Consider the following 15,569-nt stretch of genomic DNA (forward strand, 5'->3'; position numbering starts at 1 on the left):
GTATATATAGTTAATTCTATCCTATATTACCTACCTTTAATAACATTACTGTTGTATATTGTAATTATAGAATTTTTAACTTTGGAGGCGTTACACATTGAAGAAATTGCTTTTAAATAAATGGACAATTGTTATTTCTATTTTTATCATTACCAGTACAGTTTTCTACACGATTAAAGATAAAAATAATAACGAAAAAGTCACTGTAGAAACGGTTGATACAAAAACATTCAAAACTAAATTGCAACCTAAAATTAATGAATTAACTAATAATTATAATGACATCATCGAAAAAGATTGGTTACATGCTTGGGAAGAAATTAACACGAACGGAGATTCAGTAAACAGAGATAAACTATTAGTTACAATGAGTGCTATTTCCAAACAATATGAAAAAATTATGAACGAAATAGACACTATGAAAATTAAAGAAAATATATCGGAAGTACAAATACAAGAACAACTAGTTTATTTCACAACTGAATTTAAGACTGCTTCTAAATTTATGAAAAACGCGGCGGATTTAATTATAGACGGAACCACTAACTCTACTCCAAACAGTATAATAATTAAAAATACAAAACATGCTTTAGGGCTTGCAGATCAACATATTGTCATCGCTTTATCTACTTTAACTGAAGTTGAAGAGAAATTAGGACTTGCAAAAAAATAAAACTGTTTATTATTTTAAAATAAAAAAAGATTGCATTTCACATTTTGTCTGTCTATAATGTTTTTATTGATTTACAATCAATGTTTTTATAAATTTTATAATTCGGATGAACCATTCAGGAGAAGGTCTATTGATCTACCGACGGGGCAAAAAGTTGCTGAACCGACTTTGAAACTCTCAGGTCTTGTTTACAAGTAGAACTGCATGGGGACGAATCTCTGGAGAGACTCCCTCTCGCTTTTTTGTAGCGCGGAGGAAAACGAGCACCGAAGGAGCAAATCCGCTATTTTAGCGGATAATCTCTCAGGTAAAAGGACAGAGACAAGCGAAAGAAAAAGCCGATTTGTATCGGTTTATTTTTCTATTCCTTGTTTCTCCAGAGACCATTTCATTTACTTGAAGTGGTTTTTATTTTTTCTAAAAAAAGGAGAATAACGATGGAGACAGTAAGTAAAGTATTAGAACAAATGAATCAATACGTGTGGGGATTACCAACTTTGTTGCTACTCGTTGGAACTGGTATCATTCTCACAGTGCGTCTAAAAGGTTTACAGTTTAGTAAACTATTATACGCTCACAAACTAGCTTTTAAAAAATCAGAAGATACATCTTCTTCTGGAGATATTAGCCATTTCCAAGCACTCATGACAGCTATGGCTGCAACGATTGGTATGGGAAATATAGCCGGCGTAGCAACCGCTGTGACAATCGGTGGACCCGGCGCTATCTTTTGGATGTGGATTACCGCTTTATTCGGAATGGCAACAAAGTATGCCGAGGCAATCCTTGCGGTGAAATACCGTGTTAGTAACGCAAATGGTGAATACTCAGGTGGACCGATGTATTATTTAGAGCACGGTTTAGGTAAGAAATGGCTGGCAGTATTATTCGCTATATTTGGTACAACTGCTTCTTTCGGTATCGGTAATATGGTGCAATCAAACTCAGTTGCAGAGGCAATGCGAATTAATTTCTCTTTCCCCCCTGCTTTAACTGGTATATTCATGTCATTTTTAATCGCGATTGTTATTTTAGGCGGTGTAAAAAAAATCGGGAAAGTAACTGGATATATCGTTCCTATTAAAGCTTTCTTTTATATCATTGCTGGCCTTATTATTATTTTCTATCACTATGATCAAATTCCAGAGGCATTTTCACTTATTTTCTCTGGTGCATTTAATGGTACTGCAGCTGCTGGTGGTTTTATTGGCGCAACAGTTGCATCTGCTATTCAAATTGGAATGGCGCGCGGTGTTTTTGCGAACGAAGCTGGTTTAGGAAGCGCACCAATTGCGGCTGCAGCTGCAAAAACCGATTCACCTGCAAAACAAGCTTTAGTTTCTATGACTGGAACTTTTCTTGATACATTTATCGTATGTACAATTACAGGGCTTGTATTAATTACTACAGGTGCATGGAAATCAGGTAAAACCGGTGTTGAAGCTACAACATTAGCATTCCAATCTGTATTCGGTACTGCTGGTAGTATGATTCTTGGTATAGCAATAATTCTATTCGCTTACTCTACTATTTTAGGTTGGTCGTATTACGGTGAGAAATGTGTAGCGTATTTATTTGGAGAAGGTGCAGTACGATATTATAAGGCAATCTTCATTGTTATGATTGCTATTGGTGCCAATTTAAAACTAGGCATCGTATGGACATTTGCTGATATTGCAAATGGACTTATGGCAATTCCAAACTTAATTGGTCTAATTGGATTAAGTGGTATTGTTGTCGCTGAAACGAATCGCTTTTTACAAGCAGAGAGATTAAAAGAAAGCAGAAACAAACAGGCAAGTTAATCACTGTAAAAAGGAATGGCTCATCTATAATAAGTCATTCCTTTTTTATTCCCTAGTTCAATCCACTTCCTTTAAAACAATTCTACTTCCCGTCCTTCTTAATCGTATGTAAATATAGCACAAAATCCATCATTGTCGATGAGTAACCAAGTTGACGGATCATTGCTGTTATATTTCCTCTATGATATGTACCATGATTTACGACGTGTTGTACTAACTCTAAAATTGAAGTTTCTAATTTCCCTACATAAGGGTTCTTAATTACAAATACCGCATTTACATCTCGTATTGTACTTAAAAATTCTTTATATTGATTTGCAATGTTTTCAAACATTTTTTCTAATTCATGTAACGATTTTGTTTCGATTTGCTTTTGTAGCGTTTCTCGATCTTGTATTGCTTCACTCATACTACTGCCATGTAATATGTGTAACCACACTTGGTCTGTAATATAGATATGTGCAAAAGTATCCTTAATTGATGGAAATACACTCTGTATCTTTTCATTAAAGATTGTCTCATAGTTTGGTAGCTCTTTTAATCGATTAAATAATTTTATATTTGCCCATACATGATAATCATACTGTTTTAACATGTTATCTTTCATTTAAATTACCTCCTTATTTTATGAAACAAATTTTTTGCTCCTTCATTTCCGATTCTTTATCCGCCTTTGCAATTCCTTTTTCTTCAATTTCATATTTATTTATAGTTTTATATTTTACATACGTATGAAATTCTGTTTTAAATGGAAACGGTGCAATTCGAATCTTTTCTTCATCCACCCACTCAGCTTGAATACGTTTCTCTTCCTTACTATTAAACATTTCTGTTCCCTCAAAACCATCTTTAAATAAATCAATTTCATCTTTCTTTTTTACACCAGGTTTATTCATACATACATATAAAGAAAGTTCATCACAAAACTTTAATAATCTATAATGTTTATCGAATAAATCGTATTGTTCTTTTGTTAGCGTTTTCAATATTCTTTTTTGTCGTTCCAATTCATTCCTATAAAAAGACATCATCTCTTCGTCTTCTTCATTTAGTGGAAATGATAAAAAGTGTTTACTACACAGTAACGCCCCGTATGGATTAGATTCTTCAATTTCATTTAAACCAATCGTATAAAAAACAAAACGCAATGAGCTTGGACAATCCATAAATGTATATGGAATATTTTTAGCATCATTCAAAATTGGTACTTTATCAAGCTCTATCCATCCTCTATCATGCTCATATATAGCATCTATAGATTCCATTAAATATTCCTGATTTTCAAAGAAATCTTCTTTTATTTTACTAGCAATCTCTCCAGCTAAAAAACCATGATCATGTTGACGAATTAATATACTTTCTTTCTCATTCTTTTCACGAAAAATCATCCGTATACTCCCCCTCATCTCCATACTACAGCTTTTGGTATACATCAATTCTTAATTAATCCCTGATTATTAGCAGGGATTCAGTCTCTTGCAACGAAATTAACATAACTATACAGCATTCTTTCTAATCATAGAATTAGCTTTATTTTTACTATCTATTATACTAAAACATTCTTTCTAAAAAATTTTTATGAGGTGAAAACATGAACAAAACAGAACTAATTAAAAACGTAGCACAGTCAGCTGATATTTCTCAAAAGGATGCTTCTGCAGCTGTACAATCCGTATTTGACACAATTGCTACTGCATTACAATCTGGCGATAAAGTTCAACTAATTGGATTTGGAACTTTCGAAGTGCGTGAAAGATCTGCTCGTACAGGTCGTAATCCACAAACTGGTGAGGAAATTCAAATCGCTGCTGGTAAAGTTCCAGCATTTAAAGCAGGTAAAGAATTAAAAGAAGCTGTAAAATAAAACAAGAAACCAGCNNGCTGGTTTCTTGTTTTATTTAAGCAATTCCTTTATATTCTCCGCATGATACACTTCACAAATATAAAATATACATTTGCAGTTACTTATAATTTGATATTTTCTAGTCGGATAAACATTCGCGGCAACAGAACATCCATCAAACAATTCGATAATATTTCCGGATGGCTGATATCCTTCGTATAATACGTTTCTTCTTACTTCCATTTTTTCTATAAGTTTTTCAACTGGAATATTTCCATTCTCTAATTCTTGCTTTATAGTATCCGGTAAAAACGATGTGTCCACAAAAATTAGATTTTCAGATAATACCTTACCTTTATAACTAACATTAGATACGCGGTAAATAAATGTTCCGTTTTTATCAAAGAAATTCTTTACTTCTTTCGGAATGTACTGTCTATCAATTACCTCTTGTTCGAGAACATCCAATTGAACTGTATCATTCAAAAGCTTCTCTAAAGCACGAATAGATGGCGTATCTCCAGAAAATAAAATATTTTTAATTGCTTGTACATTATAAGTTAATTCGCTTTTTCTATTTTCCACCACTAACATGAGGAACACCTCTTCTATAAAATATTTCATTAACTAGTATGAACTTAACGATTTTTCAAAAGTTCTCTTGCATCTAATTGTTGTATTTCATATACGCCCCTTTGTAATATCAATAATGCTTTTATTATAACAAGTACAGAAAATCACTCAATTGATAATCACTTTCATTTATAACCTACACCGAAATGATAATCCCTCTCATTTAACTTGTCAATCTTTTTTTATTTTTCAGATAAATATTTCTACACTTTTGGAAATACAAATATCTATATTGATTTTTTTAGCTTATAAAGATTTCCAAAAAATTTATATACTGTTGATTTCATCATTTGAGAAAATTCCGATAATAATAAATCCTGAATAAAGGCAAATACTAAAAACATAGTTCATGAAGAAAAAAGGAAGTGGTTTGTCATCCACTTCCCTTTCATAATTTTATAATATACCGTAAAAAAGCACCCTATTTAATAGGGTGCTTTTTAGTAATAATAGTGTGATAGAAGATTTATATGCTTACGCTACGCTGCGATACTCTTCTTCGTTTTCTTTTTTCTGATTAGGTGCTTTAATTAAAATTGAGATAATAAATGACACGACACATAATACGCCGATCACCATAAAGGTTGGTTTGAATCCACCTAGAAGTGCACCGATAAAGGAACCTGCAAGCGCTCCAAATCCAAATCCTTGATACACAATTCCGTAGTTCTTACTATGGTTTTTCATACCGAAGAAATCACCAACAATAGCTGGGAAAATAGTGATATTTCCACCAAAGCAAAATGCTACACTTGCTACACATAAGAAGTAGATACCATAATTTAAATCTACGAAACTTAGAACCAAGACTGCAGTCGCCATAACAACAAAAGTACCAGTAACGATTTTTAAACGGCCGATTTTATCTGATAACGGTCCCAGAATGATACGACCCAATGTATTGAAGATTGCAACCATAGCCACCGCATTAGCTGCTGTTGCTGCGCTAAGCCCTACAAGTTGAACACCGATGTCTTTTACCATACCAATTAAGTATAAGCCACTCATACATGATGTAAATAACATAATAAATAATAAGTATACTTGTTTTGTGCCTAACATTTCTTTTGTTGTATATTCTTTAGTTTTTGTTTCCTGAACTGCACCTTGATCAGCGGCTTGATGGATTAAACAAGCACCAATCACAATCATAGCTGTAACAATTGCACCCCAGTATATAAACGCTTGTGATACACCAACTGATTCAATCAACTGTGCGTTAATGTATTTAAAGATTAAACTACCCGAACCATATGCAGAGACAGAAATACCAGCGATTAAGCCTTTACGCTCTGGAAACCACTTTATTAAATTGGATAGTGAAGTGATATATGCTGTACCATCTGCATAACCTACAACGAATCCTGCTAATACATAAAGTAATACTAATGAGGAAGCTTGTGAACTAAGTATTAATCCTAGTCCTAATGCTAGTCCAGCTATCATAATAAGTTTACGAAGTCCCCATTTTTCTTGCAATTTACTCGCAAACAAAGTTGAAAACGCTAAAGAAAGACTAGTAATTGAGAAAGTTATAGCAACTGCGTTAAGACTCCAACCGTATTTACTAACTAAAGGCTGATTGAATAAACTCCATGTATATATCGTTCCAAGCCCCATTTGTACTATGACTGTTCCAAGGACAACAAGCCATGGATTTACATTTGATTTTTTCATATTATCCCGCCTCCTCTTTCTATTTCAATGCCATACGCTAAATTTTCTTTTTTTATGTTCATTTTGACCACCTCTTTTGATTTAACAACTTCATTGTATAGGATGTCTACGTTTGTGTAAGCACTTACAAGATAGAGCGTCAAAAATATGGAATTAGTTACATAAAACGAAGGATGAAATACAAAAAACTGCTTATTAAATACGTAGTAGCCTTTATTATGTTTTGCATCAATACGACTTACAGCTGTTTTCGCATCTTCTTTTATAAAGGTTATGAGCCCGATTATACCATGGTTGAATTTCAAAATTCTGATTTTCCTATACATACAAAAACAACCTATTCTTTTTTACTCTTCAGATTTTCTAACATGTTGCTCCCATGTGTCTTGATACAAGTCATTTAATAGTTTTGTAATCTGGCTTTCGTTACAATGCTTGTACTCAAAAATTCTACATTTCTATTTTTATGTTTTTTGTAATTTCCCCGCATAATATTGCACTTCAATTTTTATTAAATAAAAAATATTTTATTTATAAATAAACTAAATATTCACTAATATATCCATACGTGGTTTAATATATATAATAAAAAATATTTCTGTCTTAAATGAGGAGGTACTATGAAAGCAAACGTAGGGGATACTATACTTTTCCAACGAAATAATCTAAAGATTACAGGATCTGTACTAAAACTATATACTGAATCGGTCTTAGTTGAGATTACAAATGTAAGCGGTGGTACTTTTGAATTTGATCGAACAATTGTAAATCATAAAAACTATAAAATTTTAAATGCAAGTACATAAAACAACATAAAATAGCCCCTGCTCGACAGCAGAGGCTATTTTATATGAAAATACTTCTTTAGTTTATATATCCTAAAACACTAACAATCTTACTCGCTTTTAAATTATTAATGTGATAATAAATTTCTAAACCCCTTCTCTCCGCTCGTAACACTTTACCCTTCATTTTTGATAAATGTTGCGAAACAGTCGATTGTGGAATATTTAGTAATTCTGTTAATTGTGTTACATTACAAGTTTTTCTTGTACTTAATTCATTTACAATTTGTAATCGGATTGGATGCGCCATAATTTTTAAAATATCTACATCTTCTTCTGAAACTACACTTTTTCTCATCTCGCTCGTATATGTTGTCATAAGACATTCCCCTTTTATATGAATTCCTTTTTATTAAGAACCATTTCTAAAACTTAAAATCCCTAAACAAAACCTTCATATAAAAATAATAGGATTTTAAATTTTCAAAAATCGAACTTATTATTATTCACTTTATTTATTTGGTACATATACATAATACAATTTTAATATGTGCTGTATGTGAAGTTAGCATAAATTTGTAATGAAGATTTAAAAAATCACTTGTATCCTACTACATACTGAATAATTCATAATACAAATATTTCCTTCTGCATAAAGTGAAACTATAATCAGTGGGGGTTTTACGGGCAGTTAATGCGGGATAAAACGACCAAGTAATTTTAACATATTTTAGGCGTTTGTATATACTATTTACAAAACATTTTTGTAAAGGAGGATTTCATATGCCTACAGCGTTACAAGAACAAGTCGAAGAAGCACGTGAGACATATGTCAGTCGTATCATTTTAGTCGGTGGATCAACTTTATTTTTAGCAGGTGGTGTAATATCGGCAATCGCAGCTTTTAAAGCTTATAACCGTTTGGCAAATACGCCACCCTCTTCCGATAATTCGTAGAAATATGGTAAAACAAAACGTCGTCTCCACTGAAGAGACGACGTTTTATTTGTCATACATACCACACAAAGTTCCTACTTTAATTTCCGAACTTACTTCACCACAAACCTAGTCTGACTACAGCCATCCTTCTGCTTCGTTACTTCTAATACAGCTGGCATTGCGTTTTTCAGCTCTTGAACGTGTGAAATGACACCGATAAATCGGCCTGATTTTTGTAAGTCAATTAAGGCGTCTACTGCTTTCGTTAATGACTCCTCATCTAATGAACCGAATCCTTCATCGATAAACATCGTTTCGATGGAAATACCACCTTCATACGCTTGAATGACGTCTGCCATTCCGAGTGCTAAGCAAAGTGATGCGTTAAATTTCTCGCCGCCAGATAAGGTTTTTACATCACGTGTTTGGCCAGTGTATGCGTCGTATACATCTAGACCTAATCCACTTTGACGATTTCTCTTTTCAACTCGTTCACTTCGTTTTAAATAAAATTGTCCATTTGATAATTTACGTAGTCGTTCGTTTGCAATTTGAACAATTTGTTCTAAATACTCAATTAAGATGTAACGTTCAAAGGATATACGACTTTCGTTATCCCCTTTCATTACTTCATATAAATCAACAAGTTCTTGGAAAGCTTTTTCTTCTTCATGAATTTGTTCATCAATACGTTTAATATTTTCATGTAAATCAGAAATATATGCTACAGCATTTTGCGCGCGTTGACGTTTTTCTTTAATTATATCAAGATTAATTTCCAATTCTTGTATGTGTTCACCTAATGAAGTAATATCCATATACTGTTTATCTTTCAATTCAGTACGTAACTCTTCGATTTGCTTTACAAGTACTTCAAGAGATGAATAATAACTTTGAATTTCTTTTTGTAACATCTCCATCTCAGCATCATTTAACTTAGCTTCTTTATACGTGAATTGATCTGTAAAACCACTCTGTTCTAGTTCTTTCATAAAGCGCGCGAAAGTCTCTTCTTTCTTCAATTTTGTACTTTCAAATTGATTAGAAGCCCCCTCATGTTCTGCTTGAATACGTATATTTTCATTTTGCCAATGTTGATATGCTTCTTGCACTTTCTTCCATTCATCTTCCATTAACCTGAGTTGTTGCATAGCTTGGTCAAACTGTACTTTCCAAGCTTGTACTGTTTGTAAATTGTCTGGAATATTTTTCTGGTCATGTTCATATGACGTACGAAGTTGCATGCACTCCATTTCTGTACGGTGCTGCAATGTTTCTATTTCACGCTTTTGTTTCTGAAGTTCATCTACCTTTTCTTCTATGCTTTTTATATTCACAGCAATTTGCTTACGCTTTTCTTCACTTGCTTTTAAATCAGTAACTTCTGCTGCTAATTGCTTTCCTTTTTGAACGAGCGCACTATATGTTTCAACTAATTGTTCTGAATGGTACCCTCTCTCCGTGACTTCTTCTATCACCTGTTCATATTGTAGTCGATAGAAATTCCATTTCTCCTCTAATTGAACATGTAATTTTTCAGCAACATTCTTCTTGTCTCTTAAATCGTTTAACTCTTTTTCATCAATTGCATCACTTTGCTCTGTAGCTTTTTTCGGGTGATTCGTACTACCACATACTGGGCAAGATTCACCGTCATGTAAATGAAGTGCTAATATACCTGCTTGTTCACTTAACCAGCGGCGTTCCATATTTTCATATGCCATAACTGCCACTTGCATCTTATTATTTACTACTTCTTTTTCTTGCTCGAATTTTTGTTTTTCTTGCCAAACATCATATGCTTGCTTTAAAACCTTTGCATCTTCTCTCATTTTTGTTAGTTCTTCTACTTTAGCTACATATTGCTCAAGCGCTAATTCTAATTGCTGTAATTCACCAGACTTTCTCTGTTTTTGATTTGTATGCTCTTCTAGCTCTTGATCCAGCTTTTGCATACTTTCTTTTAATTTTCCTATTTGGATTTCAGCATTTTGTAAATTCAACTTTTTCTCAGCTAATGATGCGATAATTGGTTGTAACTCTTCTAACCTTCGAACAAGTTTTTTTGCTTCTTCTCGTTCTGCTTCTTTATTCTTTACTGCTTCATATTTCTCCTGAGCAAGCTCAAAACTGTTTAGTATATGTTCTTTTTTGGCAATTATCTGTTTTAACAAACTTTCAGCCTTCTGCTCGTTTTGCATCGCTTCCTCATACCATTGCTCAAATGGCAATAAACGCTTCGCTTGTTCTGCACGTTTAAAGGACTTCTCTTTCATTTCAATGACTGTACGGTTTTCTTGTAATGTATTATATCTCTCATTTTTTTGCTGTAAATCTGTAAATTTCTCATTTACAGATTTTGCTGCATGAAAACGTGTTTCTGCATCTTTCAATTGCTTCGTTTGGATATCTTGTTCGACTCGTAATTGATCAACCTCTGTCTTATACGCAGCTGTTTCTTGTTCTAATGCTTCTACTACTTGATGCGTGTTTACATGTTCTTGTTCCACTAACGTCTCTAATAATGCTCCATCGCGGATTGGTAATTTAAAAACATTACGGAAATATAATTCTCGTTCTTTTTGTTTTTCTTGCAAAACATCTTTCCATTGTTTACGTTTTTGATCTAGTAACTCACGCATTAATTTATAACGATCTGTTTTAAAAATACGACGTAAAATCTCTTCTTTATTTTCTGTCTCAGAAGTTAATAGTTTTCGGAATTCTCCTTGTGGTAACATGACAATTTGGCTGAATTGATGTTTACTTAATCCGATTAAATCTTCCACTTTTTTATTTACATCCGTTACATGAAAACGATCAACGGCTGGAACCTTCTCTTCATCAATCACTTCGTATAATTCTACTGCATGCCCTGTAATCGTCTTATTCCCTTGTTTTTTATGGCCAAGTTGCCGTTTTATTTCATAGCGCTTTCCTTTTAACTGGAAGGTTAATTCTACACTTGTATAAACATTATCATCAGCAAATTGACTTCGAAGCATACTCGTATCACTACGCTCTTCTCCACTAGCCTCACCATACAACACATAACAAATCGCATCAAAAATCGTTGTCTTTCCAGCTCCCGTATTCCCAGAAATGGCGAAAATACGATGCGCTCCAAGATCATCAAAATCGATTACTTCTTTCTGTTTATATGGCCCAAATGCTGTCATAATAAGCTGAATCGGTCTCATCCTCGTTCACCTTCCCGTTCTTGCACTGTTTGTAAAACTTCTATAAATAGACGTTCTTTCTCTTCAGATAAATCTAAGCCTTTCATTTCTTTATAAAAAGCCTTTAATAGAGATAAATCATCCATTTTATGTCTTGAAACAGTTACTTCATTTGTATCTGTAAGCTCTCGTCTTTGCATCGCTCTTTCAACGTGCATTGCATTTGGATATACAGAGCGTATTTTCTCCATTGGCTGTAAGACAGGATTTTCATCTAATAATTTTACAAATACGTAATCTTCACTTACTGAATGCTGTAATAAATCATCTATTTCCGCTTCTACTGTTCGCATTTTACGACGTGGTGTAAGTAGCCTTTTTTCAATTGTTACTTCACCTTCCTCGTCTAGTTCCACAATATAATATCCTTTTTTATGTTTTTCTTCTGAAATAGAATATGCAAGTGGCGAACCTGAATATCGAATTGTCTCATTACGTACGAAATGCGCTTGATGTAAATGCCCAAGCGCTGTGTAATGAAACTTATCAAAATAATGACTATTTACATATTCAGCACCACCAATTGAAAGTGGTCGTTCTGCATCACTTGTATTCTCTTCCGCTTCTCCCGAAGAAGTTACAAATGCATGTCCAACAAATACATGTCTAGCTTCTTTATCCATCGTTTCAGAAAGCTCGTTCATAAAAATAAGCATCGCATCATCATGAGAACGTACGTCTTCATTTTTCAATATATGTCTAACTATGCTTGGATCCGCATACGGAACGAGATGGAAATGAACCTCTCCATATTCATCATTTAATACAACAGGTTCGTACGGGAATTGAAATTGCCCTACAATATGTAATCCCTGTTTCTTCATTAAATTACTTCCAAAATGTATACGGTCTGGACTATCATGGTTTCCTGCAACTGCGATAACAGGTGTTTGTAAGTCGATAACTATTTTTTGCAACACATCATTTAATAAGTCTACTGCTTCTGTCGGTGGAATTGCCCGGTCGTATAAATCCCCTGCAATAATTACGGCATCTGGTTTTTCTTCTTCAACAGCTTGTACAAACTGATCTAATACAATCTTTTGGTCTTCAGTCATATACACGCCATGAACAAGCTTACCTAAATGCCAATCAGCTGTATGAAATAACTTCATATTTTTCTGCTCCTTTTAATTTACTGATTTTAGTGATACGAGTTGATAGTTTATTGTAGTTTTTCCGTTCTCCCACTCTAACTTTTGTATCATCGCACTACCAATTCTTTCTTCATTGGATTTATATAAAGGTAATATTTCTTGCACTGTAAATAAGTGATAACCATCTAAAATTAATTGAAATATGTTTTCTTCTATATGTAATCTTATTTCTTTTTCATTTGAAACAATTTTTGTGTGCATCTCAAATTTCATGATAGATACAACCCCTTTTTATAATCTCTACATTTTAATAGTATAGTGGCTATGCGAGATTGACAAGTAAATACACGACAAAGTAAGCACTTTTCTATTCGTAAGATGTTTTATAGTTTTTATTTAAAATATGGTACGTGAAATTTTATGTATTCTCAAAATAAAAATGCCGATTATGACATCTTTATTTTTGTATAAAGTCTTTCATTACATAGTATAAAACTGTAATGAAAACGATCGCTACAAAAAATGAAAATACAGCGACAATGTATCCATCCTTATTTAATAGAATGCAAAAAGAAATAGATATGATAAAAATCGGAAATACGAGACGTACTTTATCCTTCACTTCTTCTGTCGTATCTGTATGATGAAAATACTGTGTTATCCCTATCATTAACGAAGACAAAATAATAACCGATAATAGTAAAGGTACTGGCATTCCGATTTCTCCTTCCCCTATTTCTAATTAACATACAAGCCACTCGTTACAATTTCAACAATTCTATTTTTTAAGTAACTATACACATTTTACACATATATAATAGCGCTTTTATCACCATAACTTCAAATATTTACTCTTACAGTAATGTTGTAATATTCATCTTCCATCACCGAAATCCTGCAAATATAACTCGTCAAAATATGCGGTGGACAAATTAACACATATCGTCAACTTTAGACAAAATTTATAAAGGACATTTCAGTACATATAAAGAATTAAGAATAAGAAGATATATAAAGGAGGATGAATCATGACTGAAAACGTTTTATTTTCTGTTAGTGAAAACGGCGTTGCATCAATTACTTTAAACCGCCCAAAAGCACTTAACTCTTTATCCTATGATATGTTACAGCCAATTGGACAAAAACTTAAAGAGTGGGAGCACGATGAGCGTATTGCGGTTATCGTATTAAAGGGAGCTGGCACAAAAGGTTTTTGCGCAGGTGGTGACATTAAAACTCTTTACGAAGCACGTTCAAACGAAGTTGCACTGCAGCATGCTGAGCGATTTTTTGAAGAAGAGTATGAAATTGATACTTACATTTATCAATATAAAAAACCGATTATAGCTTGTTTAGATGGTATTGTAATGGGCGGTGGTGTCGGACTTACAAATGGTGCTACATACAGAATTGTGACAGAAAAAACAAAATGGGCAATGCCTGAGATGAACATCGGCTTCTTCCCAGACGTCGGCGCTGCATATTTCTTAAATAAGGCACCTGAATATACAGGTCGTTACGTTGCTTTAACAGCATCTATTTTAAAAGCTTCTGACGTATTGTTTATAAACGCTGCTGACTACTTTATGCCATCAGATACATTACCAAATTTCCTTACTGAACTTGAAAATGTAAATTGGCATAAAGAAGATGATGTACATACCAATTTAAAAGCAGTCATTCGTACATTTGCAACTGCTCCAAACTTAGAAAGCGAGCTTGTTCCTTCAATAGAAGTAATCAATTCACATTTTGCATTCGATACAATTGAAGAAATCATCCACTCATTGGAGAAAGATCAAAGTTCATTTGCACTAAAAACGAAAGAAACGCTATTATCAAAATCACCTGTTTCACTAAAAGTAACATTAAAACAGTTTATTGATGGAAAAGATAAGTCCGTTGAAGAATGTTTCGCTACGGACCTTATACTAGCTAAAAATTTTATGAGACATGAAGATTTCTTCGAAGGAGTACGCTCCGTTGTCGTTGATAAAGATCAAAATCCGAATTATAAATATAAACAGTTAAGTGATGTTTCAGAAGAAGACGTAAATCGTTTCTTTAACTTACTTAATGCATAACAAAAAGGCTATATTTGTAGTGTATGCAACACTACTATATAGCCTTTTTCATTTAATATTTTTAAATAAAATTTAATTTAATTAAACCGAAATGTGTGCTACACTAATTTCAATCGAATTTTCTAAAAATACAAAGGAGGACAATTTATGATAGAAAATTATCTTCTTTTCATCATTATGTCAATTTGTCTTATCATTTTACCTGGTCCAGATACAGCAATGGCCACAAAAAACACATTAGTCGCTGGTAAGGTGGGTGGAGTGAAAACAGTTTTCGGTACATGTGTTGCACTATTAATTCATACTTTAGCTGCTGTAATTGGTCTTTCCGCACTTATTGTAAAGTCAGCTCTTTTATTTTCTATTTTCAAGTATGTTGGAGCTCTATATTTAATTTATATTGGTATTAAAGCCCTTTTAGCCGTAAGAAACAAAGAAGGCGTAAATACAAATGATGTAGCAATAAGTAATGATAATAAACATACTTCCTGCTTTCGCCAAGGCTTTCTTACGAATTTATTAAATCCTAAGATTGCAGTCTTCTTTTTAACTTTCTTACCACAATTTTTAAACCCAAGTCATAATACATTTATTCAACTTCTAGTAATGGGTCTTACTTATCTCATTTTAACAGTCATTTGGTTTGCTTTTTATATATTTTTAATTGATAAAATTAGTGCTTTTATGAAGAAACCAAGGACGCAACGTTATATTCAAGGGCTAACAGGAATCGTCTTAATTGGATTTGGTATTAAACTAGCTTTTGAAAAAAATAATTAATACACAATAAAAAG

Annotated in this window: 17 protein-coding genes and 1 riboswitch; of the genes, 7 read left to right on the plus strand and 10 right to left on the minus strand. The window is 33.1% G+C overall.

Translation table 11 applies throughout. The features are described from left to right. Positions 1-97 precede the first annotated feature (97 nt). Complete coding sequence (locus COC96_RS01080; protein ID WP_098768121.1) at positions 98-673, plus strand: hypothetical protein; 576 nt, start codon at positions 98-100, stop codon at positions 671-673. Positions 674-881: 208 nt separating this feature from the next. After that, positions 882-1,002, plus strand: a riboswitch (glycine riboswitch). 108 nt (positions 1,003-1,110) lie between these two features. Further along, the gene (locus COC96_RS01085; RefSeq protein ID WP_098768122.1) at positions 1,111-2,478 is read left to right on the plus strand and encodes an alanine/glycine:cation symporter family protein; all 1,368 of its coding nucleotides are present in this window, start codon (positions 1,111-1,113) and stop codon (positions 2,476-2,478) included. 82 nt (positions 2,479-2,560) lie between these two features. Here COC96_RS01085 and COC96_RS01090 read toward each other — a convergent pair whose 3' ends face one another. After that, positions 2,561-3,085: a DinB family protein gene (locus COC96_RS01090; protein ID WP_098266733.1), complete on the minus strand. Its 525-nt coding sequence runs from the start codon at positions 3,083-3,085 to the stop codon at positions 2,561-2,563. A 13-nt stretch (positions 3,086-3,098) separates the two neighbouring features. After that, on the minus strand, positions 3,099-3,866 hold the full coding sequence (locus tag COC96_RS01095) for a DUF3891 family protein (RefSeq protein WP_098768123.1): 768 nt from the start codon (positions 3,864-3,866) through the stop codon (positions 3,099-3,101). A 203-nt stretch (positions 3,867-4,069) separates the two neighbouring features. Between COC96_RS01095 and COC96_RS01100 the strand changes: the two genes are divergently transcribed. Beyond that, a complete protein-coding gene (locus tag COC96_RS01100) occupies positions 4,070-4,342 on the plus strand; it encodes an HU family DNA-binding protein (protein WP_001043907.1) in 273 nt (90 codons plus the stop codon). A 30-nt stretch (positions 4,343-4,372) separates the two neighbouring features. Here COC96_RS01100 and COC96_RS01105 read toward each other — a convergent pair whose 3' ends face one another. The 3 genes from COC96_RS01105 to COC96_RS27045 all read right to left on the minus strand — a co-directional run bounded on the left by COC96_RS01105 (position 4,373) and on the right by COC96_RS27045 (position 6,957). Next, positions 4,373-4,915 carry a chorismate pyruvate-lyase family protein gene (locus COC96_RS01105; protein ID WP_098768124.1) on the minus strand — a complete coding sequence of 181 codons (543 nt, stop codon included), beginning with the start codon at positions 4,913-4,915 and terminating at the stop codon, positions 4,373-4,375. A gap of 513 nt (positions 4,916-5,428) precedes the next feature. Next, on the minus strand, positions 5,429-6,631 hold the full coding sequence (locus COC96_RS01110) for an L-lactate MFS transporter (RefSeq protein ID WP_098266731.1): 1,203 nt from the start codon (positions 6,629-6,631) through the stop codon (positions 5,429-5,431). Continuing rightward, a complete protein-coding gene (locus COC96_RS27045) occupies positions 6,628-6,957 on the minus strand; it encodes a hypothetical protein (protein ID WP_180234942.1) in 330 nt (109 codons plus the stop codon). The genes COC96_RS01110 and COC96_RS27045 overlap by 4 nt, the downstream gene beginning before the upstream one ends. Positions 6,958-7,251: 294 nt before the next feature. Here COC96_RS27045 and COC96_RS01120 point away from each other — a divergent pair, with 294 nt between their 5' ends. After that, positions 7,252-7,437 carry a YkvS family protein gene (locus tag COC96_RS01120; protein WP_000646790.1) on the plus strand — a complete coding sequence of 62 codons (186 nt, stop codon included), beginning with the start codon at positions 7,252-7,254 and terminating at the stop codon, positions 7,435-7,437. A gap of 58 nt (positions 7,438-7,495) precedes the next feature. Here the strand turns inward: COC96_RS01120 and COC96_RS01125 are convergent, their stop codons facing one another. Beyond that, the gene (locus tag COC96_RS01125) at positions 7,496-7,795 is read right to left on the minus strand and encodes an ArsR/SmtB family transcription factor (protein WP_097905346.1); all 300 of its coding nucleotides are present in this window, start codon (positions 7,793-7,795) and stop codon (positions 7,496-7,498) included. A gap of 404 nt (positions 7,796-8,199) precedes the next feature. Between COC96_RS01125 and COC96_RS27455 the strand changes: the two genes are divergently transcribed. Then, positions 8,200-8,373 (plus strand): hypothetical protein, encoded by a 174-nt coding sequence (locus COC96_RS27455; RefSeq protein ID WP_001141670.1) that lies wholly within the window; start codon positions 8,200-8,202, stop codon positions 8,371-8,373. A gap of 92 nt (positions 8,374-8,465) precedes the next feature. Here the strand turns inward: COC96_RS27455 and COC96_RS01135 are convergent, their stop codons facing one another. From COC96_RS01135 to COC96_RS01150, 4 genes are all read right to left on the minus strand, one after another. After that, the gene (locus COC96_RS01135; protein ID WP_098768125.1) at positions 8,466-11,555 is read right to left on the minus strand and encodes an AAA family ATPase; all 3,090 of its coding nucleotides are present in this window, start codon (positions 11,553-11,555) and stop codon (positions 8,466-8,468) included. Beyond that, a complete protein-coding gene (locus tag COC96_RS01140; RefSeq protein ID WP_098768126.1) occupies positions 11,552-12,709 on the minus strand; it encodes an exonuclease SbcCD subunit D in 1,158 nt (385 codons plus the stop codon). The genes COC96_RS01135 and COC96_RS01140 overlap by 4 nt, the downstream gene beginning before the upstream one ends. Positions 12,710-12,724: 15 nt before the next feature. Next, positions 12,725-12,964, minus strand: a complete 240-nt coding sequence (locus tag COC96_RS01145) for a DUF2584 family protein (protein ID WP_098266728.1) — start codon at positions 12,962-12,964, stop codon at positions 12,725-12,727. Between the two features lie 184 nt (positions 12,965-13,148). After that, positions 13,149-13,406: a hypothetical protein gene (locus tag COC96_RS01150; RefSeq protein WP_001145040.1), complete on the minus strand. Its 258-nt coding sequence runs from the start codon at positions 13,404-13,406 to the stop codon at positions 13,149-13,151. A 313-nt stretch (positions 13,407-13,719) separates the two neighbouring features. Between COC96_RS01150 and COC96_RS01155 the strand changes: the two genes are divergently transcribed. After that, positions 13,720-14,775 (plus strand): enoyl-CoA hydratase/isomerase family protein, encoded by a 1,056-nt coding sequence (locus COC96_RS01155; protein WP_098768127.1) that lies wholly within the window; start codon positions 13,720-13,722, stop codon positions 14,773-14,775. A 147-nt stretch (positions 14,776-14,922) separates the two neighbouring features. Next, on the plus strand, positions 14,923-15,555 hold the full coding sequence (locus COC96_RS01160; protein ID WP_098768128.1) for a LysE family translocator: 633 nt from the start codon (positions 14,923-14,925) through the stop codon (positions 15,553-15,555). Positions 15,556-15,569: the final 14 nt, after the last annotated feature.

This window comes from Bacillus cereus, from assembly GCF_002577405.1.
In the GTDB taxonomy this organism is placed as follows: Bacteria; Bacillota; Bacilli; order Bacillales; family Bacillaceae_G; genus Bacillus_A; species Bacillus_A cereus_AU.